At 48.8% G+C, this 24,579-nt stretch carries 22 protein-coding genes; 16 read left to right on the top strand and 6 right to left on the bottom strand.

Annotation, left to right across the window (positions count from 1 at the left end; translation table 11 throughout):
* Window positions 1-3 precede the first annotated feature (3 nt).
* Genes KNP94_RS12930 through KNP94_RS12880 form a run of 11 tightly spaced genes read left to right on the top strand, consistent with a single transcriptional unit; the run spans window position 4 to window position 11,912 of the window.
* Window positions 4-1,266: an oligosaccharide flippase family protein gene (locus KNP94_RS12930; protein WP_088837886.1), complete on the top strand. Its 1,263-nt coding sequence runs from the start codon at window positions 4-6 to the stop codon at window positions 1,264-1,266.
* 13 nt (window positions 1,267-1,279) lie between these two features.
* Window positions 1,280-2,572 (top strand): hypothetical protein, encoded by a 1,293-nt coding sequence (locus KNP94_RS12925; protein ID WP_214802622.1) that lies wholly within the window; start codon window positions 1,280-1,282, stop codon window positions 2,570-2,572.
* On the top strand, window positions 2,562-3,599 hold the full coding sequence (locus KNP94_RS12920; RefSeq protein WP_214804267.1) for an NAD-dependent epimerase: 1,038 nt from the start codon (window positions 2,562-2,564) through the stop codon (window positions 3,597-3,599). Before KNP94_RS12925 ends, KNP94_RS12920 begins: the two co-directional genes overlap by 11 nt.
* Window positions 3,589-4,938 carry a phenylacetate--CoA ligase family protein gene (locus KNP94_RS12915; RefSeq protein ID WP_214767053.1) on the top strand — a complete coding sequence of 450 codons (1,350 nt, stop codon included), beginning with the start codon at window positions 3,589-3,591 and terminating at the stop codon, window positions 4,936-4,938. The genes KNP94_RS12920 and KNP94_RS12915 overlap by 11 nt, the downstream gene beginning before the upstream one ends.
* Before the next feature lie 12 nt (window positions 4,939-4,950).
* The gene (locus tag KNP94_RS12910) at window positions 4,951-6,294 is read left to right on the top strand and encodes a nucleotide sugar dehydrogenase (RefSeq protein WP_088837882.1); all 1,344 of its coding nucleotides are present in this window, start codon (window positions 4,951-4,953) and stop codon (window positions 6,292-6,294) included.
* Window positions 6,282-7,391 (top strand): glycosyltransferase family 4 protein, encoded by a 1,110-nt coding sequence (locus KNP94_RS12905; protein WP_214767054.1) that lies wholly within the window; start codon window positions 6,282-6,284, stop codon window positions 7,389-7,391. The genes KNP94_RS12910 and KNP94_RS12905 overlap by 13 nt, the downstream gene beginning before the upstream one ends.
* Window positions 7,392-7,406: 15 nt before the next feature.
* Window positions 7,407-8,027: a sugar transferase gene (locus KNP94_RS12900; RefSeq protein ID WP_088837880.1), complete on the top strand. Its 621-nt coding sequence runs from the start codon at window positions 7,407-7,409 to the stop codon at window positions 8,025-8,027.
* Window positions 8,008-9,075, top strand: coding sequence for a lipid II:glycine glycyltransferase FemX (locus KNP94_RS12895; protein ID WP_214802628.1), 1,068 nt, complete (start codon window positions 8,008-8,010; stop codon window positions 9,073-9,075). Before KNP94_RS12900 ends, KNP94_RS12895 begins: the two co-directional genes overlap by 20 nt.
* Entirely contained in the window at window positions 9,072-10,226 is a 1,155-nt protein-coding gene (locus KNP94_RS12890) for an aminotransferase class I/II-fold pyridoxal phosphate-dependent enzyme (protein WP_088837878.1), read from the top strand. The genes KNP94_RS12895 and KNP94_RS12890 overlap by 4 nt, the downstream gene beginning before the upstream one ends.
* Window positions 10,227-10,249: 23 nt before the next feature.
* On the top strand, window positions 10,250-10,993 hold the full coding sequence (locus tag KNP94_RS12885) for a hypothetical protein (RefSeq protein WP_088837877.1): 744 nt from the start codon (window positions 10,250-10,252) through the stop codon (window positions 10,991-10,993).
* A 28-nt stretch (window positions 10,994-11,021) separates the two neighbouring features.
* Window positions 11,022-11,912, top strand: a complete 891-nt coding sequence (locus tag KNP94_RS12880) for an LCP family glycopolymer transferase (RefSeq protein ID WP_215115765.1) — start codon at window positions 11,022-11,024, stop codon at window positions 11,910-11,912.
* An 834-nt stretch (window positions 11,913-12,746) separates the two neighbouring features.
* Here the strand turns inward: KNP94_RS12880 and KNP94_RS12875 are convergent.
* Window positions 12,747-13,358, bottom strand: a complete 612-nt coding sequence (locus tag KNP94_RS12875; RefSeq protein ID WP_251132058.1) for an AmiS/UreI family transporter — start codon at window positions 13,356-13,358, stop codon at window positions 12,747-12,749.
* A gap of 143 nt (window positions 13,359-13,501) precedes the next feature.
* Entirely contained in the window at window positions 13,502-14,752 is a 1,251-nt protein-coding gene (locus KNP94_RS12870) for a serine hydrolase (RefSeq protein WP_215115764.1), read from the bottom strand.
* 159 nt (window positions 14,753-14,911) lie between these two features.
* On the opposite strand from KNP94_RS12870, the gene KNP94_RS12865 reads away from it, so the two are divergent.
* Window positions 14,912-15,811, top strand: a complete 900-nt coding sequence (locus tag KNP94_RS12865) for a Gfo/Idh/MocA family protein (RefSeq protein ID WP_215115763.1) — start codon at window positions 14,912-14,914, stop codon at window positions 15,809-15,811.
* A gap of 94 nt (window positions 15,812-15,905) precedes the next feature.
* Here the strand turns inward: KNP94_RS12865 and KNP94_RS12860 are convergent, their stop codons facing one another.
* Both KNP94_RS12860 and KNP94_RS12855 read right to left on the bottom strand, forming a co-directional pair.
* Complete coding sequence (locus KNP94_RS12860; RefSeq protein ID WP_215115762.1) at window positions 15,906-16,541, bottom strand: hypothetical protein; 636 nt, start codon at window positions 16,539-16,541, stop codon at window positions 15,906-15,908.
* The gene (locus KNP94_RS12855; protein ID WP_215115761.1) at window positions 16,538-17,239 is read right to left on the bottom strand and encodes a zinc ribbon domain-containing protein; all 702 of its coding nucleotides are present in this window, start codon (window positions 17,237-17,239) and stop codon (window positions 16,538-16,540) included. The genes KNP94_RS12860 and KNP94_RS12855 overlap by 4 nt, the downstream gene beginning before the upstream one ends.
* 268 nt (window positions 17,240-17,507) lie before the next feature.
* On the opposite strand from KNP94_RS12855, the gene tnpB reads away from it, so the two are divergent.
* The 3 genes from tnpB (at window position 17,508) to KNP94_RS12840 (ending at window position 20,478) form a co-directional block, all read left to right on the top strand.
* A complete protein-coding gene (gene tnpB / locus KNP94_RS12850; RefSeq protein ID WP_215115760.1) occupies window positions 17,508-18,680 on the top strand; it encodes an IS200/IS605 family element RNA-guided endonuclease TnpB in 1,173 nt (390 codons plus the stop codon).
* A 76-nt stretch (window positions 18,681-18,756) separates the two neighbouring features.
* A complete protein-coding gene (locus KNP94_RS12845) occupies window positions 18,757-19,806 on the top strand; it encodes a glycerate kinase (protein ID WP_215115820.1) in 1,050 nt (349 codons plus the stop codon).
* 102 nt (window positions 19,807-19,908) lie between these two features.
* Entirely contained in the window at window positions 19,909-20,478 is a 570-nt protein-coding gene (locus KNP94_RS12840; RefSeq protein WP_215115759.1) for a hypothetical protein, read from the top strand.
* A gap of 57 nt (window positions 20,479-20,535) precedes the next feature.
* Here the strand turns inward: KNP94_RS12840 and KNP94_RS12835 are convergent, their stop codons facing one another.
* On the bottom strand, window positions 20,536-21,015 hold the full coding sequence (locus KNP94_RS12835; RefSeq protein WP_215115758.1) for a glutathione peroxidase: 480 nt from the start codon (window positions 21,013-21,015) through the stop codon (window positions 20,536-20,538).
* Between the two features lie 184 nt (window positions 21,016-21,199).
* Between KNP94_RS12835 and KNP94_RS12830 the strand changes: the two genes are divergently transcribed.
* The gene (locus KNP94_RS12830) at window positions 21,200-21,394 is read left to right on the top strand and encodes a hypothetical protein (protein ID WP_088837867.1); all 195 of its coding nucleotides are present in this window, start codon (window positions 21,200-21,202) and stop codon (window positions 21,392-21,394) included.
* A gap of 74 nt (window positions 21,395-21,468) precedes the next feature.
* Here KNP94_RS12830 and KNP94_RS16165 read toward each other — a convergent pair whose 3' ends face one another.
* A complete protein-coding gene (locus KNP94_RS16165) occupies window positions 21,469-24,516 on the bottom strand; it encodes an SH3 domain-containing protein (protein WP_371816050.1) in 3,048 nt (1,015 codons plus the stop codon).
* Window positions 24,517-24,579 lie beyond the last annotated feature (63 nt).

The following is a 24,579-nucleotide window of genomic DNA, read 5'->3' as shown; positions in this document are numbered from 1 at the left end:
TAAATGAAAGCACCGCGGCAGTTATCACGCTTTAACTTGATTTTCATTGCCGATACGGCCTATTCCTTACACCAATGGATGATTTTGACGCTCTTAATCAAATGGAGCACGCCACTCAACATCGGTTATTTCAATTACGCTCTCGCCTTGACGGCACCGATTGTCATGTTTTGTTGGCTCAATGCCAGCACGATTTTGACGGCGGAACGGGCCGGGCTGAAGAACTTCACACTTTTCATCAAAACACGGTTCTTCCTCTTGACGCTCGGTGTGTTCGTCTTACTGATCGTCTATTATTTCTTCGGTGAAGCGGATATCCTACTGTTGACGTTACTCGTTTATCTCAATAAATACATGGAATCGTTCGCCGATCTCTCGTACGGCTTCCTCCAAGGACACATGGCGTTCAAAGAAGTCGCGTTATCGAAGATTTTCAGAAGTCTGATCAACGTTTCGGGTGCAGCCTTGATCCTCTTTACGACCCATTCGATTCACGGCTTCGTCCTCGCGATGATTGCTGGGAACTTAATCATGCTGATCATCTACGATTTACCGACCGTCCGCCGGATTGGACAAGGGTTTGAAAATATCACGATGAGCGATCGCTACCAAACGGGCCGGCAATTGTTTTTCAAGGCCGTCCCGCTCGGATTTGTTGCCTTACTCGTTGCCTTGAATGCCAACATCCCGCGTCTCTTCGTCGGTCAAACCATCGGGACGGAAGAACTCGGTTACTACGCGAGTATCGCTTACTTACTCGTTTTAGGTAGCTTGTTCATCCACTCGCTCGTCGCCGTTCTCTTACCAAATTTTTCGTCAGAGACGGGCGAACGACAAAGTCTCCCGGCACTCCGAAAGCTGACACGCTCGATGCTGCTGATGACAAACGCGGTCGGTGTCCTGTTGATCATCGGTGCCATCTTCTTCGGAAAGTGGGGGTTGACGATTTTCTACAATGCTTCATTCGTGCAGTACCATACGATTTTCGTCTTGATGATGGTCGCTTCGCTCTTTTTCTATAATTCGACCGTCATCCAAGCGTTACTAACGGGATTCCAGCAATTTCGCATCCAGACGCTTGCGATTTTCGGAAGTGTCGCCGTCAATCTGATTGCCTGCAGTTTCTTGATTCCACTGTATGGGTTATACGGTGCGACGACAGCTTATGCGTTATGCGCCGTCACGCAAATCGTCTTGTTGGTGCCAGCGCTCTACCGGGCGCTCTATCCGCGGAACTTGCCGCTCGCGATTGAACAAAGTAGCTAAAGGAGGGAAAAAGATGCGGCCGATCCTCATTCTACTGATCATTGAAGCATTGCTCAGTCAACTGTTGCGGCCGCTCTTTTCGACACCGGAAAGTTATGTCACGTTGATGCTAGTCGGCAATTCCATCTTGATGCTCTGGTATTTGCTCAAAAACTCGGAGACGACGCCATTATTTCTCGTCTTCGTCACCGCCTTCATCGTGCGTCTCGGATTGATGTTCGTCGATCTTGAGCTGTTTCGGCTCCCGCCACACAGTGGGGATGATACGGAGGCGTTCCATCTCGAAGGGCTGCAAATCTATCTCGATCCAGCGATGTTCAACGAAGTCGTTCGCGGAAGTTACTCGAAGTTCCTCGGCATCTTCTATCTTGCATTCGGACCTGAACGGATCTTGGCACAATACTTTAACGTCATCCTCGGCGTCGTCGCCGTCGTCATTCTCGCGAAAACGCTTCGGCTGCTCGGTCTGCCGATGCGGGTCGTGTTCCTGTCGACGCTGTTATTTGCCTTCTTCGCCCAAGGATTGTTGCTTTCGCCGATCCTGTTACGCGATCAACTCGTCGCACTCGGTATTGTCTATACGCTCTATTACATGGTGCGCTGGACGATGGATAAGTCGGGTACTTCCTTGGCACTGGCCTACCTCGCTTACTTCGTCAGTACGATTTTCCATTCCGGTCTCGCGATTGGAATCGTCGTCTTATTGGTTTATTTCTCCTTTTATAATCATGCGACCGGTCGGATGGATTTCGAAGCTTCCAAAGTACAGCGGTTGGTCATGCAAGTCCTGATCGTCGGCTTCATCGTCTACAGTTTTCAGGATGTCTTGTTCGCAAAATTCACACACGTCTCGGAAAACGGTCAATTGTTTAGCGGGATGAGTTATGACCGTGGTGGATCGGCTTACTTGAACGGGTTGACTGTCACGGGACCACTTGACATGATTCTCTATTCACCGCTTCGGATGATTTATTTCCTCTTCTCACCGTTCCCGTGGCAATGGTCCAGTGTGACGAACATCGCCATCTTCTTCTTCGACGCCGCCGTTTATCTCCTGCTGTTCGCACTGACAATCCGGCACTTCCGCTATTTGAAACACCATCCTTACGCTGCTGTTTTATTGTTCATGTTGCTCCTCTTCATCGTCAATGCACTCATCTTTGGTCTTGGGACAGGAAACGTCGGAACGGCAATCCGTCACCGCTACAAATTGTTTCCGATGCTCCTGATCGTCTACACATCGATTCATTATATTCGCTACCAGGCGCTTCACCACTTTGAGGAGGTCGAACAACGTGCAGAATAAAACGATTTTAATCACCGGTATCGCAGGGTTTATCGGGTTTCATGCCGCTCGTCGATTTTTAGCGGAAGGGTACCGTGTCATCGGACTCGACGAAGTCAACGATTACTACGACCCGGCGTTGAAAGAGGCGCGCTTAGTCGAACTCGATCCGAGACGCTATACCTTTTATCGTGTATCGCTCGAGGATACAGCAGCCGTCGACGCCATCTTCGCGAAGGAACAGATTGATCTCGTGCTTCATCTCGCAGCACAAGCGGGTGTCCGCTACAGCATCGATCGACCGGACGTCTATATCACATCGAACATCGTCGGCTTCCTGTCGATTCTCGAAGCTTGTCGCCATCATCCGGTCGAACAACTCGTCTATGCCTCTTCCAGTTCCGTTTATGGCTCGAACACGAAGATGCCTTTCGCCGTGACGGACGCGGTCGACCATCCGCTCAGTCTCTATGCCGCTTCCAAAAAAGCGAACGAGTTGATGGCCCACACCTACAGCAGTCTATACGGCATCAAAACGACGGGGCTTCGATTCTTCAGCGTCTATGGTCCGTGGGGACGCCCGGATATGGCGTTGTTCAAATTCACGGAAGCAATCGCGAACGGTCAACCGATCGATTTATACAACTACGGTGAGATGGGACGCGACTTCACCTATGTCGACGACATCATCGAGAGCATCTATCGGTTGTTACAGACAGAGCCGGTCGCTGATCCGTCCTTTGATAAAGCGGCGCCACAGCCAGACCGGAGCTTCGTTCCATACCGGGTCTTCAACATCGGCAGTCACAGTCCGATTCGCCTGAACGAATTCGTCGCCTTGATCGAACGGCGGCTCGGGAAGACGGCGATCAAACATGGTATGCCGCTCCAGGCAGGAGACGTCCCGGAAAGCTTCGCTGACGTCACGTCGTTATTCGAGACGATCGGTTACCGGCCACGGACGACGGTCGAAGCTGGCGTCAATGCATTCATCGATTGGTATGAACGTCATTACCAGCTGAAGGAGGAGGTCCAAGATGGCGCTTAAGGAAGATCTTTATTATAAGTCTCCGATATTTATTCAGAATATTTTGACATCCATTTATGGCAAAAAGCTGATGCATGAACGGTACGGGGCCCGTTATGAACAAAAACTGATGCAATTACGCGAAAAAGACCGGTCGCTTGACTATCGCGTCGAACAACTTGAACGTTTGAATGCGTTTCTCTTGTTCGTGCACCAGCATACCCCGTACTACCGGGAGCTGTTTCGACAGCTCGACATAAAACTTCCGCTGACGTCACTCGATCAGTTGGCGCTGATTCCGGTCCTTGAAAAAGAAACGTTACGGCAGCAAAACGACGAATTCATGTCGGAAGTCGACGCGCCTGTCCGAGGACGGACAGGCGGAACGAGCGGGAAGTCACTCCAGGTTGCTTTCATGCGCGAGGACATTCAAGAACGAATGGCACATCTCGATTACTTTAAGGAACAGCACGGGTTTTACGGCGGGATGCCACGGGCTAGTTTCACAGGACGGACCTTGACGGCAGTCGATCAGAAAAAGCCGATCTTTTGGCGGATGAATCGTCCGCTCAATCAATTGCTGCTCTCGATTTTTCATATGAAAGAAGAAAACTTTCCCGCCTATATCGAGGAATTGAATCGTTTCCGACCAGTCGCGTTAGACGGGACGCCGACGGCGATGGTCGAAATCGCCCGTTATTTACTCAAAAATAAGATTCGACTCGATTTCAAAATCGTTGCCATCTTTCCGACGTCAGAAACAGTGACAGAAGAAATGCGATCGATTCTTGAGGAGGCATTCGTCGCACCGGTCTTCGATCAATACGGTTCGTCAGAAGGCGCTCCGATCATTTCTGAATGCACGCACCGGAAGCTGCACCTGCACCACGAAACAGGCATCATCGAACCATACGGACCGGATGGTGAAGTCGTCGTGACGTGTTTTACGACACGCGGGACCCCGCTGATCCGTTACCGGATTGGTGACCGCATGACCCTCAGTCATGAGACGTGTGGATGTGGATTGAACGGACCGGTCATCGCCTCGATAGACGGACGGGGGACAAGTTTCATCGTCAGTGAGAAGCGGGGCAAAGTCTTTGAAGGTGATATTACGACAATTGCCCGCGAATTACCAAACTCGGTCTTACGACTTCAAGTCGAACAATACGCATTCAATCGTGTCACACTGCGTTACATTCCAGACAATCAGCGTTTCCAACCGAAACATGAAAAGATTTTATTGAACGAGATGCGCAAATTGCTTGGACCGGATATGTTGATTACGCTCGAGTCCGTCGAACAAGTTAAACAAGAACCGAATGGAAAAACATTGATCATCAAACAGTCGATGAAATAGGAGGAGTCCATCATGAATAAGGCAGTCAAACACATCACAGATACGACAGCAGCCGAAACACGATCACTTCCCATCGCCAACCGTTCAATTGCCGTCGTCGGCCTCGGCTACGTCGGTCTCCCGGTCGCCATCGCTTTCGGTGAAAAGACAGGTGTCGTCGGTTTTGACATTAAAGAACAGCGCATCCAGGAACTTCGTGAAGGAGTCGATGCGACGCTCGAACTGACACCGTTCACTTTAAAAAATGCGGACGTCAATTATGTAACGGATGCTGCGGCACTTCAAGCGAGTGACTTCATCATCGTCGCCGTACCGACACCGATTAATGCGCAAAATCAACCGGACTTGACGCCGCTCTTACGGGCGTCACAACTTGTCGGACGCCAGCTGAATAAAGGCGACATCGTCGTCTACGAGTCGACCGTCTATCCGGGGGCGACGGAAGAAGATTGTATCCCGGTCCTTGAGGAATCTTCGGGTCTTAAAGCAGGCGTCGACTTCTTCGTCGGTTACTCACCGGAACGGATCAATCCGGGGGATCATGAACATACGTTCAAGACCATTAAAAAAATCGTTTCAGCACAGGATAAAAAAACGCTCGATGTTGTCGCAGAAGTGTACGAAGCCGTCGTCGAGGCGGGGGTCCACCGGGCATCATCGATCAAAGTCGCAGAAGCGGCAAAAATCATCGAAAATACGCAGCGTGACTTAAACATCGCCTTGATGAACGAACTTGCCATCATCTTCGACCGGATGGACATCGATACGCTCGAGGTCCTCGAAGCAGCAGGGACGAAGTGGAACTTCCTTCCGTTTCGACCAGGCCTCGTCGGAGGACACTGCATCGGGGTCGATCCCTTCTACTTGACGATGAAGGCTGAATCGCTCGGTTATCATCCGGAAGTCATCCTTGCCGGGCGACGCATCAACGATACGATGGGGCGCTTCATTGCGACATCACTCGTCAAAAATCTAATCAAACAAAACATGCCGGTCCTCGGCGGACGCGTTACTGTCCTCGGTCTTTCATTCAAGGAGAACGTCAGTGACATCCGGAATTCGAAAGTCGCGAATTTAATCAAGGAGATCGAAGAATTCGGAATTGAAGTCCAAGTGACCGATCGCCTTGTCTCGAAGGATGAAGCGAAACGCGAATACGGGATTGATCTGCTCGACATGACAGAGCTTAAACCAGCCGACGTCGTCATCTTCGCCGTCAGTCATGAAGAGTACGTCGAAGGAAACTGGCTACTCGCGAAACACTTACTCAAAGTGGGGCGTGGTGTCGTCGTCGACATCAAAGGGATGCTCGCACCAGCTGAAAAACCGGAAGGGGTGCACTTATGGCGTCTTTAAGAATTCTCCAAGTTTGCGCGCTTGATACGACAGCTGAAACGATGCTGCAACCGTTACTGCTTGCGCTGCGCGACGCAGGGCATGATGTCGGGATTGCCTGTGCCGACACGGGAGCCTCTGACAAGCTGGCAGCACAAGGCTTTGCGATGCATGACATTCCAATTGAACGGAAAATTGACTGGACGAGTAATTGGAAGACTGTCCGCTCGATCGTTCACATTTTAAAGACGGGTCGCTATGACGCCGTCCATGTCCACACACCTGTCGCGGCAGCGCTCGGACGGGTCGCAGCGAAACGAGCGGGGACGAAGCATATCGTCTACACGGCACACGGCTTTTACTTTCATGAAAAGATGGGACGGGTGACGTATCAATTGACCTATTCCGTCGAAAAATGGCTCGCCCGTTTCGCGACGGATTACCTCCTGCTCCAAAGCGGGGAAGATTATGAACTGGCAAACCGGAAACGTTTTAAGGCGACGAAACGGTTGATGCATTTAGGGAACGGTATCGATTTGACCCGATTCTATCCACAGGCGCGGCAAGGAAACGAAGCTTTCACCTTCCTGTTCATCGGACGGATTGTCGAGGAAAAAGGAGTGCTCGAACTTCTGAATGCTTTTGAAAACGTCGTGTCGCAAGACCCGGATGTCCGCTTGATCATCGCCGGTGAAATGATGGAGAGCGAACGGGATCAAACGACGAAACATCGTTTCCTCGAACGTCTACGCGAGATTCCGAATATCGAGTATCGAGGGTTCGTTGAAGATGTGCCACGACTTTTACAACAAGTAGATGCCTTTGTCCTGCCATCGCACCGAGAAGGGGTCCCGCGCTCAATCATCGAGGCGATGGCGACGGCGAAACCGGTCATCGCAACGAACATCCGCGGCTGCCGGGAAGAAGTCATCGATGGCACGACCGGTTATTTAGTCGAAGTCCATGACGAAACGCAGTTGGCAGCAAGAATGAGTGATCTTGTCAAACACCCGCAACAGGCGTCAGAGATGGGACGGGCCGGATTCGAACGGGCAATGAAACATTTTAACGAAGCTGATGTCATCAAACGACAACTCGATCTCTTTTCGACTATGTAAAAGGAGGAAGTCATCATGAAACGGACATTCGATTTCACAATCAGCCTAGTCGCGATTCTCATCTTACTCCCCGTTTACCTGTTCGTCGCCTTGTTCATTTATACGAAGCTCGGTCGACCGATCTTCTTCAATCAAGTTCGTCCTGGTTATCACGGACAGTTATTTAAAATTTATAAATTCCGGACGATGTCGAACGAGACGGATGCGGATGGCCTCTTACTCCCAGACGAACAACGGATCCCGCACGCGATGGAATGGATTCGGCGGCTCAGCCTGGATGAAATCCCACAATTTTTCAATATCGTCCGCGGTCAGATGAGTTTCGTCGGACCGCGTCCGCTCCTCGTCAGTTACTTGAACCACTATTCGAAAGAGCAGATGACGCGGCATGATGTGTTGCCTGGACTAACCGGTTGGGCGCAAATTCATGGGCGGAACGCGACGACGTGGCAAGAGCGGCTCGAACAAGACCAATGGTACGCGGCACATCAGACGTTTCGTCTCGATCTCTATATTCTCATGAAGACAGTAAAAATCGTCGTCTCCTCAGAAGGGAACTCGACGGAACATCAGACGGGGATGGGCGAGTTCAAAGGACTTGACGGAGGTGTTCCCCATGATGTCGCTAAGCGATGAACGACTCATCCATGATCCGACCGAATGGGACGCACTCGTCAGTCAGTATCGCCTCGATTGTTATTACGAACATGCCTACTTCGCACTTGAAGAAGTAGGCATCCCGGAAATGTTCTTCTATCCGACAGAATTCGGGACATTGATCTACCCTTATTTGAAACGACCAATCGATGGAACGTCATATCACGACATCACGACACCCTACGGATACGGGGGACCGATTTTCGTTGGGCTTTGGTCACTCGATCAAATCCGCGAAGTCCGTCAACGTTTTCTCGACTATTGTCGTGCGGAACAGATCATCACCGAAACGATTCGGTTCCATCCACTCTTGCAAAACGTCGAACTGGGAAAGCATTGGTGCCGTTCGACGCAGCGACTCCAAGCGACCGTGACGGTGGAGCTGACGGATTCATATGAAGCGATTCTCGGTGACTTTTCAAAAATGACACGGCGCAATGTACGAAAAGCAGTCCGGGAAGGCGTCACGATCCGTGTCGCCGCACCGACAGAGTACGAGAAATTTAAACACCTCTACCGCTTGACGATGGATAAGCACGAGGCAGCACCACGGTATTACTTTACGGATGAATACTTTAAACAGCTGTTATCAGGAACACTCGACGCCGAAGTATTGGTTGCAGAATTAAATGGTCACATCATCGCCGGGTGCATCGTCTTATATGGAAGTCGTTTCGCCCATTATCACCTCGGGGCGTCCGATCCGAGCCAGTTAAAGGTTCGACCGAATCAGTTGTTATTCGCAGAGATGATGCGACGTGCAAAGGAGAAAGGTATGGTTGCGATGCATCTTGGGGGCGGCACTTCACAAGATGCATCAGACAGTCTTTTATTATATAAACGTTCCTTTAGTGAAGGAGCGCATACGTTCTTTTCGATCGGGACGTCGATTCTTGACGAAGTGGCGTATGAACAATTGAACCGAGCGTTTTTAACGCAGTACCCGTCAGCGAACGATTGTAAGTGGTTTCCCGTCTATCGCACACCGATCCGTCACTTGTCATCAAGAGGGGAGGAAACATCATGAAGCAAATCCCACTATCGATCCCGCATCTCAGTGGCCAAGAAGCACGCTATGTCACGGAAGCACTCGAAACGAACTGGGTTGCACCACTCGGACCGAACGTTGAAGCCTTTGAAGCGGGGATGCGCGCATATACCAAAACAGAGGCAGCCCTCGCGACAAGTAGTGGAACGGCAGCGATTCACCTCGCCTTGGCGACACTCGGTGTGACGACGGGCGACGATGTTTTCTGTCAGTCGTTGACGTTCGTTGCTTCCGTCAACCCGATTCGTTACGTCGGTGCCCGCCCTGTCCTGATTGATTCGGAAGAGGAGACGTGGAACATGTCACCCGCGGCACTCCGGCGAGCCATGATTCAAGCCGCGACACGCGGACGCCTGCCGAAAGCCGTCATCGTCGTCCATTTATACGGGGTCGTCGCAAAGATTGAAGAGTTGAGTGCGATTTGCGCCGAGTATGACGTTCCGTTGATTGAGGATGCAGCTGAATCACTCGGTTCGACGATCAACGGTCGAATGACTGGGACATTCGGGACGTTCGGAATTTATTCGTTCAACGGTAACAAAATCATCACGACATCAAGTGGCGGAATGCTTGTCGCAAACGATCCGCATTTGATTGAACGGGCGTTTTATCTCTCGACGCAAGCTAGGCAACCGGTCCTTCATTATGAACATACAGAAGTCGGGTTTAATTACCGGATGAGTAATGTCTCAGCCGGCATCGGACGCGGACAACTCGAAGTCATCGAAGATCGCGTCGCGGCACGCCGGAAAATCTTTCAGCGATATACGCGGGCTTTCGACATGCTCGACGCCACACAGTACCAAGCAGAGGTTGAAGGGAGTCGCGCCAATCGCTGGTTGACGGCTTTGACATTACCGGGAGGAATGGAACAACGGGATCAATTGATCATCCGCTTACAACAGGATCACATCGAGTCACGACCGGTCTGGAAACCGATGCACTTGCAACCGGTCTACCGGGATGTCCCGTTCATTACAAGTGACGGGATTGATGTCAGCGGTCGCTTGTTTGCTGAAGGACTTTGTCTGCCGTCCGCCTCACAGATGACGTTTACGGAACAAGCACTCGTGATTCGCTCCGTTCGTCAAGGTATTGTTGAGGATGTTCGACGCAACGTTCGGCTATGAATGTGTGGGAGGGAGACATCGTGATGAGCGATCTGGAGGAAGCGATCGAAGCACTCCGTCTCGCTGCGAACGGGAAGAATGAACTGACGGCAAATACCTATTTTCGTTGGCAACTGAATACCCAGTATCCGACCGTCGCGGAAATCCTGATGTTATTTGGATCTTGGCAAATCGCGCTGGAACGCGCTGAAATCGGGCAAATCCGAGTGGTTTATACAAAATCCGACATCATCGAGGCATTACGAGCGGCGAAAGCGGAACTCGAACCATTCACGAGTGCGACATATCGTGAGTGGGCGCAACGGCATCAGGCGCCGAGCTTGACCGATATCGTCCATCAATTCAACTCGTGGCAGCAGGCATTATCAGAAGCAGACATTTTGAAGGAACGGGTCCAGGAGATGGAACGTCGGATCATCGAATCATTACTGGAAGCACAGGAAGCATTACCTACATTAACGAGTCAAGCCTATACGAAATGGGCGGTCGGAAAAAATCGGCCGACGGTAGCGACAATCGCACGACGGTACGGTTCATGGACGAATGCGCTAGAAATCATCGGCATCGAACTTCCGCGAAAACGGTGGACGGAAGAGGAAGTATTGCTCGTGTTAGGGCGAGCCAGATACGAGACGGAGCATTTGACGATTGCGAGCTACCAACGTTTTAGCGAAGGACAGGACGTACCGAGTATTGGTGTCATCACATCCCTGTTCGGGAGTTGGAGCAATGCAATCATGGTGCTTATGAACCAACAAGATTCGTAAATCGACTTGATTCGAAGGGGATGGAGATATGAAAAAATGGAAGTGGATTGTCTTGACCGTCATTGGCATCGGACTGCTCGTTCTCTTCGGATCAGGTGGGTATGTCTACCATCAAGCGAGTCAGACGCTCGAAGACGTCCAGTTGCCGGTCGAGGCAAGTGTCGAAGCGATTGAAGCGGTCGAACAAGAACGAACGATTTCCTTTCTCTTGCTCGGGGTCGACCAGCATGGAGATGAGGCGGGACGGAGCGATACGATCATCGTCGCAACGATTGATCCTGCGAGTGGGGAAAGTAAGATGCTCAGCATACCTCGTGACTTGAAAACAGAAATCATCGGAAATGGCTCACGCGATAAAATCAATCATGCCTATGCTTTCGGGGGGCCTGAAATGGCAATCGATACGGTCGAGAACCTACTCGATATCCGAATCGATTACTTTGCTGAAATCAATCTCGAGGGTTTTACGGATCTTGTTGACGCAGTTGATGGTGTCCGTGTTACGAATGACATCGATTTTTCGTATTACGAGATGCAGTTTCCGGTAGGGCAGCTCGACTTGAACGGAAAAGAAGCGTTGGCCTATGCGCGGATGCGCTACGACGATCCTCGAGGAGACTTCGGTCGTCAAATCCGTCAACGTCAAGTCGTTCAGGCTGTCGCAGACAAATTGACGGCAGATTTTTCGCTCAGTCGCTTTAACGACGTACTCAGCGTGCTCGGGGAAAACGTCAAGACGAACGCCCCGTTTCCGGTCGTCCGGAAAATTGCGTTAGACTACCGTGATGCTTTGAAGAACGTCGAGACGTTATCGCTCGAGGGAAGTGGTGGAATCGAGTCGGATCAGATTTATTACTGGCATCCGACGGCGGAGTCACTGAAAGAGGTGCAAACGAGTTTGCAACAATCGTTGAGATAGAGCGGGGTTTTAAAGTGAACGGTGTCTGGGTTTTTGCTTGGGATCAAGACATCTTCCGAATCGGAAAGTGGAGTTAAGTGGCGGGAAAGATCGTAGTAGATCGATGCAAGTGGTACGAAAGATTCTTGCTTCCCGTGCTTTCCTCGGGCGAGGCGCAAGCCGTTGCCCCTTTCCCTTACAGGTCAAGGGGCAGGGTCTCGCCTGCCTCTGACAGCGCAAGTCACCTTGCGCTTTTTCCCGTAGGAGTCACGATGAAGCGAATCTTTTTAGCTTTTCTGATAGAAGGAAACCCAAGGATTGAGTGATGCGAAACGGGATGTCTTATGCATCAAAAACGTAGCTGATCGATGTAAGTGGTACGAAAGATTCTTGCTTCCCGTGCTTTCCTCGGGCGAGGCGCAAGCCGTTGCCTCTTGCCCTTACAGGTCAAGGGGCAGGGTCTCGCCTGCCTCTGAAAGCACAAGTCACCTTGTGCTTTTTCCCGTAGGAGTCACGATGAAGCAAATCTTTTTAGCTTTTCTGATAGAAGGAAATACTAGAAAGACTGTGATGCGTCGCGTTTCCTGACACGAATCGCTTTCGAGCGAAAGAGCAAGAAGGAGCGACCCTGCAGTGAAACGAAGCGGCGCGAAAGCTTGCCGCTCGGAGACGATTCGGGAAGAGAATGCGCGACGAAAAACGCGAATACCTTACGAACCAAAAAGCTTGCCGCTCGGAGATGATTCGGGAAGAGAACGCGCGACGAGAAACGCGGATATCTTACGAACCAAAAAACGCGCTATTCCCTGTAAGCGTCAAGGGAACAGCGCGTTTTATAGTAGCATGTGTCGGACATCATGATTGGACAGGTCGGCGAAGCGGCGACAATTTCAAGGCCGAGTAAACAAAGTAGAGAACGGTCACGATGGCAGCTGCGCTCCATAACAGTTGGTAGCTGCTTCCTGCCGTACCGAAACGAAGTCCGACGAGTGCAGGTACGATCAACGTCAACCAGCTGAGGACGAGTGCGACGCGTGCCGTCAATGCATCGACATTGCGGTTCAGTCCCATTCCGATGAAGAACATCGACCATAAGAGTGTCCAGAACAACCACGTCGTTCCGCTCATCCAGTCGCCTGCGCTAAAGCTGACGCCGGCATAGAAAAATGCAGCGATGGCGACGAACAGGGAAAACCAGCCGACGCCGCTCCCGTCGAGTCCGAAGATGAACGTGATGCCGACATACAGATACGTAAAGGCAAACAAATAAATGCTCGCATAGCCGAACGTCAAGATCGGATCACCTGCTGCACCGATGACGAGCAACGTCGCAACGAACGTTTGTAGTAATCCTGTCAACAAACTGAAGACACCGGCACTCTTTAAATCAACTTTTCCAAACAAGGACAAACTATTTAAAAAGAGCGCAACGCCCCCAAATAATAAACTTACATTTCCCACGGTCATACCTCCATTGAGACGTCAGACGTCTGATTGTGCTTTAACCATATGATGAATTCGCTTCCAATGCAAGTGAAATTTTAAACGGAATCAGAACAAAAAAATCCCCTAGAAGCGTTTCCGAAGAAAGTCTCCTAGGGGACGGGCGATTAACGGTTTAAGACAGCGCGTAATGTCGTTTCCGTTTGTGGAAGTGTTCCTTTCAACGTAACGAGGCCGTAGCGCGTCGAACCTTTTTTAATGAAGAAGACACGTGTATAGGCAGATTCTGGTGTATACCCTGTCTTACTCGCATAGACACGCGATTCGTTTGGAAGCGACGTGTTCGTATGGTACCACGTCAACGTCCGGGCGTATGGTCCTTTGACGGTCGTTTTGTATGATTTTCGGCCACTGACGGTCATCAAGTAACTGTATTCAGCATACGTGTTAGCGAGTTTTTGCATGTCTGCTGCTGTCGTATAGTGACTCGCATGATAGAAGCCGTGCGGATTCATGAAGTGACTTGACGCCATACCGATTGTTTTGGCACGACTGTTCATCAACGAGACGAACTTCGATTCAGAACCTGCCGTACGGATGGCGATGGCTTTTGCTGCGTCGTTGCCGGAGCGAATCAACATCCCGTTCAACAGTTGACGGAGTGTGACTTTATCACCCGAACGGAATCCAGCCGTGCTGCTTCCAGCAGGAACGGCGAGCATAGAGTAGGTCAAAGTGAACGTTTGATCGAGCGTTCCTTTTTTGGCAGCGGCGTCATAAGCGACGAGGGCCGTCAACAGTTTTGTCGTGCTTGCCGGATAACGGCGTGTCGTACTGGCTTTTGACAGTTCATAACTTGAGGAGCCGAGTTTGAAATAACGCATCGAGGCGACGGGATAACTACTTGAAGTCGCAGGTGCACTTGTCGTGATTTTTTTCGCGACCTGACTTGAGACGTAATAATAGTTCACTTTCCCTTTTACTTTGTACCAACCATTCGAATAGGAAACGGCATTAAACTTCGAGTTGTATGTAGCGAGCCGTTTAATATTTTTAGAGGACGCGGTGCTTGGTGATGTACGGACGTTCGCACCATACTTCGAGTAGACGATGATTTTATACGTTTTCGTCGAACTTGCCGTGACTTTTTTCGCGACTTGATTCGAAAGGTAGCGGTACGCACTACCATCTTTGATTTTGTACCAACCGTTTGAGTACGAGACTGCTGTGAACTTCGCTTTGTACGGAGCGCGACGCGTGATGGTCGCTGATGAACTCGTGCTCGGCTTCGTTCGGATGTTCGCCCCGATCGTCGAAGTGACGACGACCTGGTAACTGGCAGCTTGTGCGGGTAATGCCGGAAGACATAGGGCGACGAGCAGTAACAGTGTCAGTCCAATTCTGAGCGATACTTTCATAAAAATCTCATTCCCTCCTTGTTCAAATATGTCTCTAGCATAAAACAAAAAAAGGAAATTCTCTTTTTTTTCAAAAAACTAGAATTTTCTACACGCCAGGTATGAAACTACGTATCATAGGGAATGAGTAGAACAGAAAGAACTGAGGGGGATTTATTCATGAAAATTGCAGTCATTGGTCTTGGGGATATTGCACAAAAAGCGTACTTACCGGTCTACGCGGAGCGGTCCGACTTAGACATTTATCTTGTCTCGGAAAATCAAGACAAGGCGAAGCAACTGTGTGATGCGTATCGTTTTGCCGGGACACTGACATCGATCGATCAGTTAACGGAAGCAGGCATTGGCGTGGCGATGATTCATTCGGCGACGAAAGTGCACGCGATGCAAGCGAAACAACTGCTCGAAGCAGGCATCCATGTCTACATCGATAAGCCCGTTTCGATGGAAATCGAGGAAATTCGTGAGCTGACACGATTAGCAGGGGAGAAAGGCTTACACTTCATCACAGGATTCAATCGACGTTTCGCGTCGGCACACCGGACGTTATTAGAAGTCGAACAACCGAATCTAATCGTCATGCAAAAAAATCGGATTTCGTTCATTGAAGATGCGAAACCATTCATTTTTGACGACTTTGTCCATGTCGTCGATACGTTACGTTTTTTGACAGGGTGCGGTAAAATCGAAAACTTGAGTGTCCGCGGGAAAAAGGTCGACGACTTACTGCATCACGTGACGATCCAGTTCGAAGCGAACGGGATCACGGCAATCGGAATCATGAACCGGAATAATGGTGTGACAGAAGAACGTGTCGAAGTCATGGGACCACATGAAAAACGGATTGCGACGGACGTGACGTCGGTCGATCAATTAACGAAAGCAGGCACGCTCCGTCGTCCGCTTGACAACTGGGAAGCGACACTCAAGCGGCGCGGATTCGTCGAGATGGTCGATGCATTTATTGCGAGCGTTAATGGTGAACCGTCATCGTCCGTTACAGCGGAAGACAGCTTGGCGACTCATGAATTATGTGCGGAAATCGTCGCCAAGTTATAAAAAATTACACGACATTTCTTGTTCGCGTGATGTGGGCAGACGAATGGGACTATTCCAGCTATCGGAATAGTCCCATTTTGTCATCTGTCTGTTTTTACGCATCGTCTTTTAGTTGCTTCAAGTAATAAATCCGTTTTCCGCCGGGGCCTTCATATGTGATTTTTAAGGTCGTGCGGATGAAGCGGTAAGAGATGACACCTTCTGATAAAGGGACGCGGGCCGTCAAATCTGGTTCAAAACGGATTTCATCTGTTCCTTGCCGGGGTGCTTCTTTCATGCCGAAGTCATCATAGAGGAAGGTCGCAATCAGGGAGTGTTCGTCATCGAATCGAATTTCGATGTCGCCTTGTCCGTCAAATTTTTCTTCGGACACTCCTGTATCCAACAGACTGCGATCGACTCGGTAGGTCGCTTCGAGGCGCGACAGGTCCTGTAACAACGCATCGACACCGAGACGGATTGAGACGGCCCGTTCACGAACGGTATGGTCATCCGGAAGATTAAGCTGTTCAATTTTTTTTGAGATGGTTACGACCTCCTGCAAACGATAGCTGGCTAATGCCTGTTCGAGCTGCACCATCAAACGGGCGGGTTCGTTCATCTCGTCTTGATCGGTCGATAAATCGACCGCTTTTGTATATTGATTGTTGTCGAGCTCATCTTGAATCTGTGTTGGATCTGATGTACAGCCGATCAAAAAGAAGGGCACCAATAAGAGCAATCGTTTCATGTGTTGACCTCCTTTCGCGTGATGGTCGTGATTTGAAGGTGGTCGGTATGCAGACGAACCGTATAGTGAACGTCATACGTCACGAACTGATTTTCCGGAACGGTAGCGATCTTATACGTTTCTGTCGTCTCGACTTCGAACGTCGTCCCTTTTGAATGGAACTGATCGAAATCAATCGTATGCGGGAGTGGCGTGATTGGATGATCGCTTACGGCGACAATTGCGCGAAGGGCATCGAACTCTGACTGGAATGCCTCAAGCGTTGTGAACTGAATCGCGGCAAACGTTTCAAGCGAATCATTTGCTGCGGAGTACGTCACGAGCTCCGGAATTGTTTGTGTATATTGGCGAACGAATTTTAGGACTTCATATGAAGTCGGTGGATTCTCTTTTGAATACGTTTGATTATAAGCACTGTCCTCATCTGTCCATTCAGATAAGGCGATTGGTTGGACGTTCGACGGATTGTCAATCTTCGTTGCCGTCGTCGGACCAAACCAAGACCAGGCACCGAAAGAGATGACGAAAACCGTCATGACAGCAATCGTCCAAAGCAGAGGATGTCGTTTCTTTGATACGTGTGACGATGAAGTGGATGACATATGTAATCGTTTTTTTTCAGTCACAGGATGCTGGCAATGGGAGCAAGCTGTATCCTGTGATTTTAAAGGTGTTCCACAAAGCGAACAGCGTTCCATGCGACAGACCTCCTGTAAGAAAATAATTTCTTCAAACAAATAAATATTATGAAAATTAAGTCCATAATAACATTAACTGGAAGCGGAATCAAAAAACGATGTCCGATTGAATCAAAAACGTCAGGAGGGATAACGGATGCATCATTTTATCAAAATCAGGCGAGAATACGCCCACTTCTAAACAATCAGGGTGAAGCTCGAGTGAAAGTGGGAGATGAATCGCCAGCCTGCTTTTCGGGTATATTCTTTTTGAAGGAGGTGAAAAATCTTGTTGACTCACAAGGCCTACAAATTCAGAATCTATCCGACAAAAGAGCAGGAAATCCTGATTGCGAAGACGATTGGTTGTTCGCGCTTCGTCTTCAATCACTTTTTGACGAAGTGGGATGAGACATACAAAATGACAGGAAAAGGACTGTCTTACGGTTCTTGTTCGAAAGAAATTCCGATGTTGAAGCAGGCGTTCGACTGGCTGAAGGAAGTCGATAGCACGTCTGTTCAAGCGAGCGTCAAACATCTTGCCGATGCCTTTGACCGCTTCTTTAAGAAGCAGAACGAACGACCCCGCTTCAAGTCAAAGTGCAACCCTGTTCAATCGTATAAGACGAACATTCAGGGCAAGTCTCAACTTCCAGAAGTCTCGATCGTTGGCGCCAAAATCAAAATTCCAAAGCTGAAGTGGGTGCGCTTCGCTAATTCGAGGCAGGTCGTCGGACGCATCTTGAACGCGACCATCCGGCGGAACGCTTCAGGAAAATACTTCGTCTCCCTGCTCGTCGAGCAGGAGAGCAATGAAATGCCGAAGACGGGTTCATCCGTCGGCGTCGATGTCGGGTTGAAGCACTTCGCCATCCTGTCGGACGGCACGGTGTACAAGAATGACCGTTACTTCCGTTCGCTTGAGAAAAAGCTGGCACGTGAACAACGTAAACTCTCTCGTCGTCAACGGTTGGCCTTGGACAAGAAAGGAACACTTTCCGAGGCGAAGAACTATCAGAAGCAGAAGCGGAAGGTCGCCCGCATCCACGAGAAGATCGCCAACAAGCGAACCGATTTCCTGCACAAGGTATCGACCGAGATCGTCAAAAACCACGACGTCATCGGGATCGAGACCTTGCAGGTGAAGACCATGCAGAAGAATCGCAAGTTGAGCAAGTCCATCTCCGAGGTCAGTTGGTCGGAGTTCTTCCGCATGCTCGGATACAAGGCGGGATGGTACGGAAAGACCGTCGTGAAAGTCGGCAAGACCTTCGCCTCTAGTCAACTGTGTTCCAGTTGCGGACATCAACACAAAGACGTGAAACATCTTGGCTTGCGTGAATGGACATGCCCGAGTTGCGGCATCCACCACGACCGTGATGTGAACGCAGGACTGAACCTCAAACAAGAAGCTGAACGCCTCTTAGCTTCTTCAACCGTCGGGACGACGGGGTTAGCCTGATCAATTTTCGACCGTTAGGTCGGATCACTCAGGAATCCTCCACCTCTAAGCGAAGCGTAGGTGGAGGTAGTTCAACATCAGCGATAGTTTCAAAGGCAGTTTGACATCGGAGGAAGTAGCGTTGGCCGTCCAAAACGGGATTTTACAAGGGGATCGAGAGGCGACGATTGACTGGAGCCCGGGAGCAGATGGAGGAGAAGGAACACTTGAGATGCTGTTTACGAACGACTTTGTTCAAGCAGAAGCAGAAACAATCGATTTAGCAGGTCGTCCGATTCGGGCACAATATGCCAGAAAAAATGAACAAGCCATCATCGAGGTGGCGAGAGTTTGTGGTGTTGGACAGGTCAGAGCAACCGATTTGCCGATCACTCTTCATACGAGAGGCGTCGGGCGACTCGTGCTCCGCGCGATGGATGCAGGGGCAACAGAAATTTTTTTGGCACTCGGTGGGACAGGGACGACGGATGGAGGGCTTGGATTTTTGTATGAACTCGGTGCAGTGTTGCTTGACGGACGAAGTCAACCGATTACTTGGACGGACAATCCTTTACTCGAGACGGAACAAATCATCTTGCCAAAGCTTGCCGTTAAACTTCACGTGTTGGCAGATGTAACAGCTGCTTATGCCGGAAAGCACGGGGCAGCGAAAGTATTCGGACCACAAAAGGGATTGACGGCGCGAGAGATTGATGTGCTCGATGTTCATCTCGAACGAATCGGTAACATACTCGGTGTCAACGAAGTCGCAGGTGCTGGTGCTGCAGGCGGGTTAGGTGGAGTTGCTGCGGCATTAGGGGCGGATATCTTTTCCGGAGCACTCTTTTTGTTGAATCAGATTAAGTTTGATCAACGGCTCGAAGCGGCAGATTACGTCTGGACAGGGGAAGGGAAAGTGGATGCGCAAACGGCACTAGGGAAGTTACCCGCAATCGTCGCCGAGCGGGCGAACGAAGCTTTAGTACCATGCGTGATACTTGCTGGTCATGTCGAACGTCCATACGCGCCAGCTTTAATCTGTGAATCGATTCATGATGCTGACGAATGCGTCACGTTAGACAGCGAATTATCCCGTTTGCGTCTCGCTCGTCGTGCTGAGCAAATCACGCGTCGATTAACTACGTGAATTCGAAATCTTAGCACGATTTTCAAAGAATAGGAATGAAGCCTGTCTAAGCTGGGTAAAAGACTATATATTACCATATCATTTGGAAGGCAGGTCACATTCATGATCAATCAATCGATTCAACTGTCATTTCGTCAAGTGCGGGCACTCGTCGAACATACACTATTATTATTTAAAGAGCTGGACCAGCAGTTGGCGAATCGAGGGTACGAACCGATTCTTCCCGATCTTGTACAGACCGAGCATGGCTCAAGCATCCATCAGACAAAAGATAGTGCCGAGTCACTTGTCCCACATTTTTTGACGCGGTCGTACATCCGACAAAATGACAAGCACGTCCAACATGCGCTCGTCGTGTCTGTCCAATACACGCACCCGCTCCATGAGCGATTTGACCCCGTCGTACTGGTCGGCGACGTCGCGTTCAAACAACCGAAGCAGGTCGTGAAGTTGTTGACGGACAAACCATGGTTATTAAAGTATGCCGCGTTTGAGTCGACGATCGCCAGTTCATTTGAACCGACGGGCGAACGCTTCAACACGCAGCCGATTGAAGAAATCGAACGACTTGACGTCTGGGGACATTCGTTTACAGAAATGCGTGATATCGAGGACGTGACACGTCTCGCGGAAGAGATGATTAAAGAACACCTTGAACCGGGCACACCTTAAATAGAAAAGACCACTGGTCAGATTCGCTGAAGAATCCGGCCGGTGGTCTTTTCATGTTCAGACACGAACGAGTAAGCGTTCGATGGCTGCTGTCAAATCAGTTGGGTTCGTCTTCGGTGAGAAGCGTGTCACTTCACCATCTCGCGTGACGAGGAACTTCGTGAAGTTCCATTCGACGTCGTCCGCACCGTCTGCGTTTGGTGCGGCTGCTTTTAGTTCGGCGAATAAGGGATGGGTCTGTTCACCATTGACTTCGACTTTTGAGAAGACAGGGAACGTGACACCGTAGTTGATTTGGCAAAATTCTTGGATTTCTTCATCCGTGCCCGGATCCTGCTCAGCAAATTGGTTACACGGGAAACCGAGAACGACGAGACCCTGATCGCGATACGTTTGATGCAACTGTTCGAGTCCTTCGAATTGTGGCGTCAAACCGCATTTACTGGCGGTATTGACGATCAGCCAAGCTTGTCCTTTGTAATCGTCTAACGTCGCTGTCGTACCGTCGACGCGTGTGAATGAGTGTTCGTGTAACAAAAAAAATCCCCCTTAACCTGTCTTACCTAACAGTGTACCAAATGAATGTCTGAAGCGCCGAAAACGTAAACTTTCAGATGACAGTTCCGTCACAAAGCGTCGTCAATCCCGTGTCACTGCCCCACAAGCGGCCTGATCTTTGTTAGAATAGTAAGCGAGTATGGAAGGAAAGGAGAGATGCCACATGAGAAAAATGTTGAAACAATCGCGTCATGTCATGATCGCGACGCTCTGTCTCGTACTGGTCGCAAGTTGTATTACGTTGTTGACCCTTGGATTCGAACGCGATATTGTGATTCTTGTTTCTGGAGTGGTTGCCCTGTGGGTAACGATGCTAGCTCCTTTGACGGTCCAAGCTAAAATGAATGAGCAATCATAATCATCGGTCAAAGAAAAAACGCTGTTTCCGCAATGACGGGAACAGCGTTTTTTTGTTGCGAAGCAAAGTCGTGCTTATCGTGCAAAAACTGGAATATCGAAGACGGCCGTATAACTGTCCATCTGTTTATAGAGGTTATAGAGTTGGTACGTCTGTTTAACGGCCCAGCCCATGTCTGTTGCATATTGATGGGAACCAGGGCGCGTCGGACTCCAGCGCATTTTGTAAAGCGTGTTTTGGTCGTAGGCATTATGGATGTACTTCGTGCTAATGAACTCCGCACCACCAATGATTGCTGCTTCCGGTGTGAACCAGCCTTGGCTATACGCGTAAGCTGCGCCAGTATTGATCGCATCATAGTCATATGCACCGATTCCGTACATGTTGTAGACTTTACGTCCGTTCCATGTCACACCCATCGCGAGTGTCGACGTGCCGTTGCCTGTTTCAAGCATCGCATGCGAGATGAGGTATGCTTCATTGACTGTATATTTTGAACCTGCGTCGATGAAAGCTTGTCCGCAACTTCCTGTCGTACATTTTGCAAAGATGCCTTTTGAACCGATGACTTTATCGAGCGTCGCGGCAGAAGCACCCGTCGACTTCGATAAATCAAGGAATTGATAGAATGATTGTGAGTTACCGTCGACCTTCAAGGGATCAGCGATATCACGGACGTCTGACTCGAGTGCATTTAACCACTGGATTGTCGAGTAGTTCGAAGATGAACTGTAGACACGCGGATACGTCGTATAGAAACCGCTGACGTTTTGGTAGACTTTAATCAAGTTGTTTGGCTTGAACTGACCATAGATGTGACTCGCTGTCGTCGCGCCTGAACGAATGTTGAGTGGTGTCGTCGCTGTGACGCTTGCAAGCGTTCCGTAAACGGGGTCCAGTCTACCGCCGAGTCGGACGTAACCAGCACTGACATACATGATCTTATTTTTGTACAGATCAGTTTGCGGTGATGGGTACAATTTCATTTGTGCACTGATGAAACTGTCGAACGAGTACGGTGTCGAAACCGAGTTGTAAACGTTCAATTTCGATGATGTTGTGACGAGTGTGCCATTATACGCATAGCCTGTTTTACCATCGTAGCTGACTTTATACCAGTTTCCGATTTGACCAGTGACGGTCAGGACGATGTTTGCAGGAATCGTCGTTAAGACGTTGTAAGAATCACCGACGTACGAGCGAAGTGAAGTAGGCGCAGTTGCTCTTACATACAGCTTGTCTTTTGCCGTGTAGCTGATTGGTGACGTCGCTTGACCGAGTTTGACGTACCCCGTCTTACCATCGACCGTGATTTTATGCCACTGGCTGTTCGTGAATGTCGTGACGAGTTTTGAAGTATAATATACGTTTCCTGAACCTAAAGTTGTTATTGTAGCTGCTGTGTCATCGGGTGACACTTTAACTGCAAGTGAATTATTTAGTAAGAAGCGTGACCCATTGATTGTTTGGGTTTTAGTGTATGCTTCAAGAGTTTCAATAGAAGCATATCCAGTTTTTCCATCAAAACTAATTCTCAACCAATCACCAATTTGACCACTGACAGAGAGAACTGTGTCATTTGGAATTGTTTTAATAGCAGAATAAGATATTCCGGCATATGATCGTAATAAAGTTGTAGATTTAGTAATATATTGATGTGAAGGTAAAGATTTATAAGAAATCGGTGATCCTTGATTAATAGGTAAATATCCTAATTGACCATCAATAGAGACTCTATGCCAATTTTCATTATACCCATCAGTAAACAAAGTTTTAGTGTAATAAACATTGCCAGGCGATAATACTTTTAATGTCTTAGCTGTAGAATAAGGTTGTTCTTTAATGTTTACTGATTTGGATAAAATATACCTTTTTGGGGATAAATCTTGACTTTTTATTGTGTTTGATATAGTTGATGAATGAGCATAACCTGTAACACCGCCATAAGTGATTCTATACCACTCATTGATTGTTCCTGTGACTTGGATATTTACTCCGCTAGGAATGGTTTTCTTAATTGAGTAAGATGATCCGGCGTAGGATCGTAATAAGGTTGTGTTTGTAGTTCTCATTGATACTTTTTTAGATAGATACGATGCTGATGTTCCTTCTTTAAATAAAATATAACCTGTTTTACCATCTTTTGTAACTCTGTACCATGATGAAGAATCAATTTTCACGCGTTGCGACGTGTAAAAGACATTTTCTTTATCTAAAGTATCGAGAGTTCTTGAAGATTCCTCAGGTGTTTCTTTTATATCAACTGAAGTGGATAATTTGTATCTCGAACCTTTTATATTTTCTGCTGTAGCGATATACATATAGCCTGTTTTTCCAGCATAAGAAATTCGATACCAATCGCCAATGCGTCCTGTTGGTTTTAGAGAAGTTCCGGCTGGGATAACAGAATGTCGTGGATAGCCCGTTCCAGCATAGTGATAGAGGCTAGAAGGAACTGTTGTTTTATACGTCGTCCCAGTCACGCTTTTGTAACTAATTGGATTTACATTCAAGGCTTGGATGTAACCAGTTTTTCCATCATAGACGACACGATACCACACTTCACCGTAGGGATTAGTGACTTTTTGAGAAGTATAGTAAACATCGTTCGCGTCCAGCGATGCGATTTTTTTTGATGTAGTCACAGCAGATTGGTAAATGGTCATTTCTTTAGAAGTAATAAAGCGTTGCCCGCTAATTGATTGTTTTTTAAAAGTATTCGTCTGTTTAATTAGTGCTGTTGTTAAAATATATCCGGTTTTCTCTTTGTAAGTCACGCGGTGATATAGTCCAGATTCAGCAGATGATTTAAGGATAGTGTTACTCGGAATTATTAAAAGTGATTTTTTAGAGAGGCCTGTTGAGTCATAAAGAGACGTTGTTAACCTTGTCTTGAAAGTCGTTTCCGGAATCGTAACAACATTTTGCTTTGAAGCACCGGCAAAAGCTTCTTTATACATATAGCCTGTTTTTCCAGCGTAAGAAATTCGATACCAATCGCCAATGCGTCCTGTTGGTTTCAGAGAAGTTCCGGCCGGGATAACAGAATGTCGTGGATAGCCCGTTCCAGCATAATGGCGGAGGCTATAAGCATCGGTTGTTTTATACGTCGTCCCAGTCACGCTTTTGTAACTAATTGGATTTACATTCAAGGCTTGGATGTAACCAGTTTTTCCATCATAGAC

It is taken from the genome of Exiguobacterium sp. s80 (assembly GCF_018618725.1).
Lineage (GTDB): Bacteria > Bacillota > Bacilli > Exiguobacteriales > Exiguobacteriaceae > Exiguobacterium_A > Exiguobacterium_A oxidotolerans.
The sequence above is the reverse complement of the archived record's forward strand: the minus strand, read 5'-3'. Positions and strand labels throughout refer to the sequence as shown.

Excerpts from the sequence above, each read along its gene's own strand:
- KNP94_RS12915 (WP_214767053.1), top strand. The coding sequence starts at position 3,589 with ATGGCGCTTAAGGAAGATCTTTATTATAAGTCTCCGATATTTATTCAG.
- KNP94_RS12925 (WP_214802622.1), top strand. The coding sequence starts at position 1,280 with ATGCGGCCGATCCTCATTCTACTGATCATTGAAGCATTGCTCAGTCAA.
- KNP94_RS12900 (WP_088837880.1), top strand. The coding sequence starts at position 7,407 with ATGAAACGGACATTCGATTTCACAATCAGCCTAGTCGCGATTCTCATC.
- KNP94_RS12830 (WP_088837867.1), top strand. The coding sequence starts at position 21,200 with ATGAGAAAAATGTTGAAACAATCGCGTCATGTCATGATCGCGACGCTC.
- KNP94_RS12855 (WP_215115761.1), bottom strand. The coding sequence starts at position 17,239 with ATGGAACGCTGTTCGCTTTGTGGAACACCTTTAAAATCACAGGATACA.
- KNP94_RS12890 (WP_088837878.1), top strand. The coding sequence starts at position 9,072 with ATGAAGCAAATCCCACTATCGATCCCGCATCTCAGTGGCCAAGAAGCA.
- KNP94_RS12870 (WP_215115764.1), bottom strand. The coding sequence starts at position 14,752 with ATGAAAGTATCGCTCAGAATTGGACTGACACTGTTACTGCTCGTCGCC.
- KNP94_RS12875 (WP_251132058.1), bottom strand. The coding sequence starts at position 13,358 with ATGACCGTGGGAAATGTAAGTTTATTATTTGGGGGCGTTGCGCTCTTT.
- KNP94_RS12865 (WP_215115763.1), top strand. The coding sequence starts at position 14,912 with ATGAAAATTGCAGTCATTGGTCTTGGGGATATTGCACAAAAAGCGTAC.
- KNP94_RS12910 (WP_088837882.1), top strand. The coding sequence starts at position 4,951 with ATGAATAAGGCAGTCAAACACATCACAGATACGACAGCAGCCGAAACA.
- KNP94_RS12905 (WP_214767054.1), top strand. The coding sequence starts at position 6,282 with ATGGCGTCTTTAAGAATTCTCCAAGTTTGCGCGCTTGATACGACAGCT.
- KNP94_RS12860 (WP_215115762.1), bottom strand. The coding sequence starts at position 16,541 with ATGAAACGATTGCTCTTATTGGTGCCCTTCTTTTTGATCGGCTGTACA.
- KNP94_RS12895 (WP_214802628.1), top strand. The coding sequence starts at position 8,008 with ATGATGTCGCTAAGCGATGAACGACTCATCCATGATCCGACCGAATGG.
- KNP94_RS12885 (WP_088837877.1), top strand. The coding sequence starts at position 10,250 with ATGAGCGATCTGGAGGAAGCGATCGAAGCACTCCGTCTCGCTGCGAAC.
- KNP94_RS12880 (WP_215115765.1), top strand. The coding sequence starts at position 11,022 with ATGAAAAAATGGAAGTGGATTGTCTTGACCGTCATTGGCATCGGACTG.
- KNP94_RS12840 (WP_215115759.1), top strand. The coding sequence starts at position 19,909 with ATGATCAATCAATCGATTCAACTGTCATTTCGTCAAGTGCGGGCACTC.
- KNP94_RS12930 (WP_088837886.1), top strand. The coding sequence starts at position 4 with ATGAAAGCACCGCGGCAGTTATCACGCTTTAACTTGATTTTCATTGCC.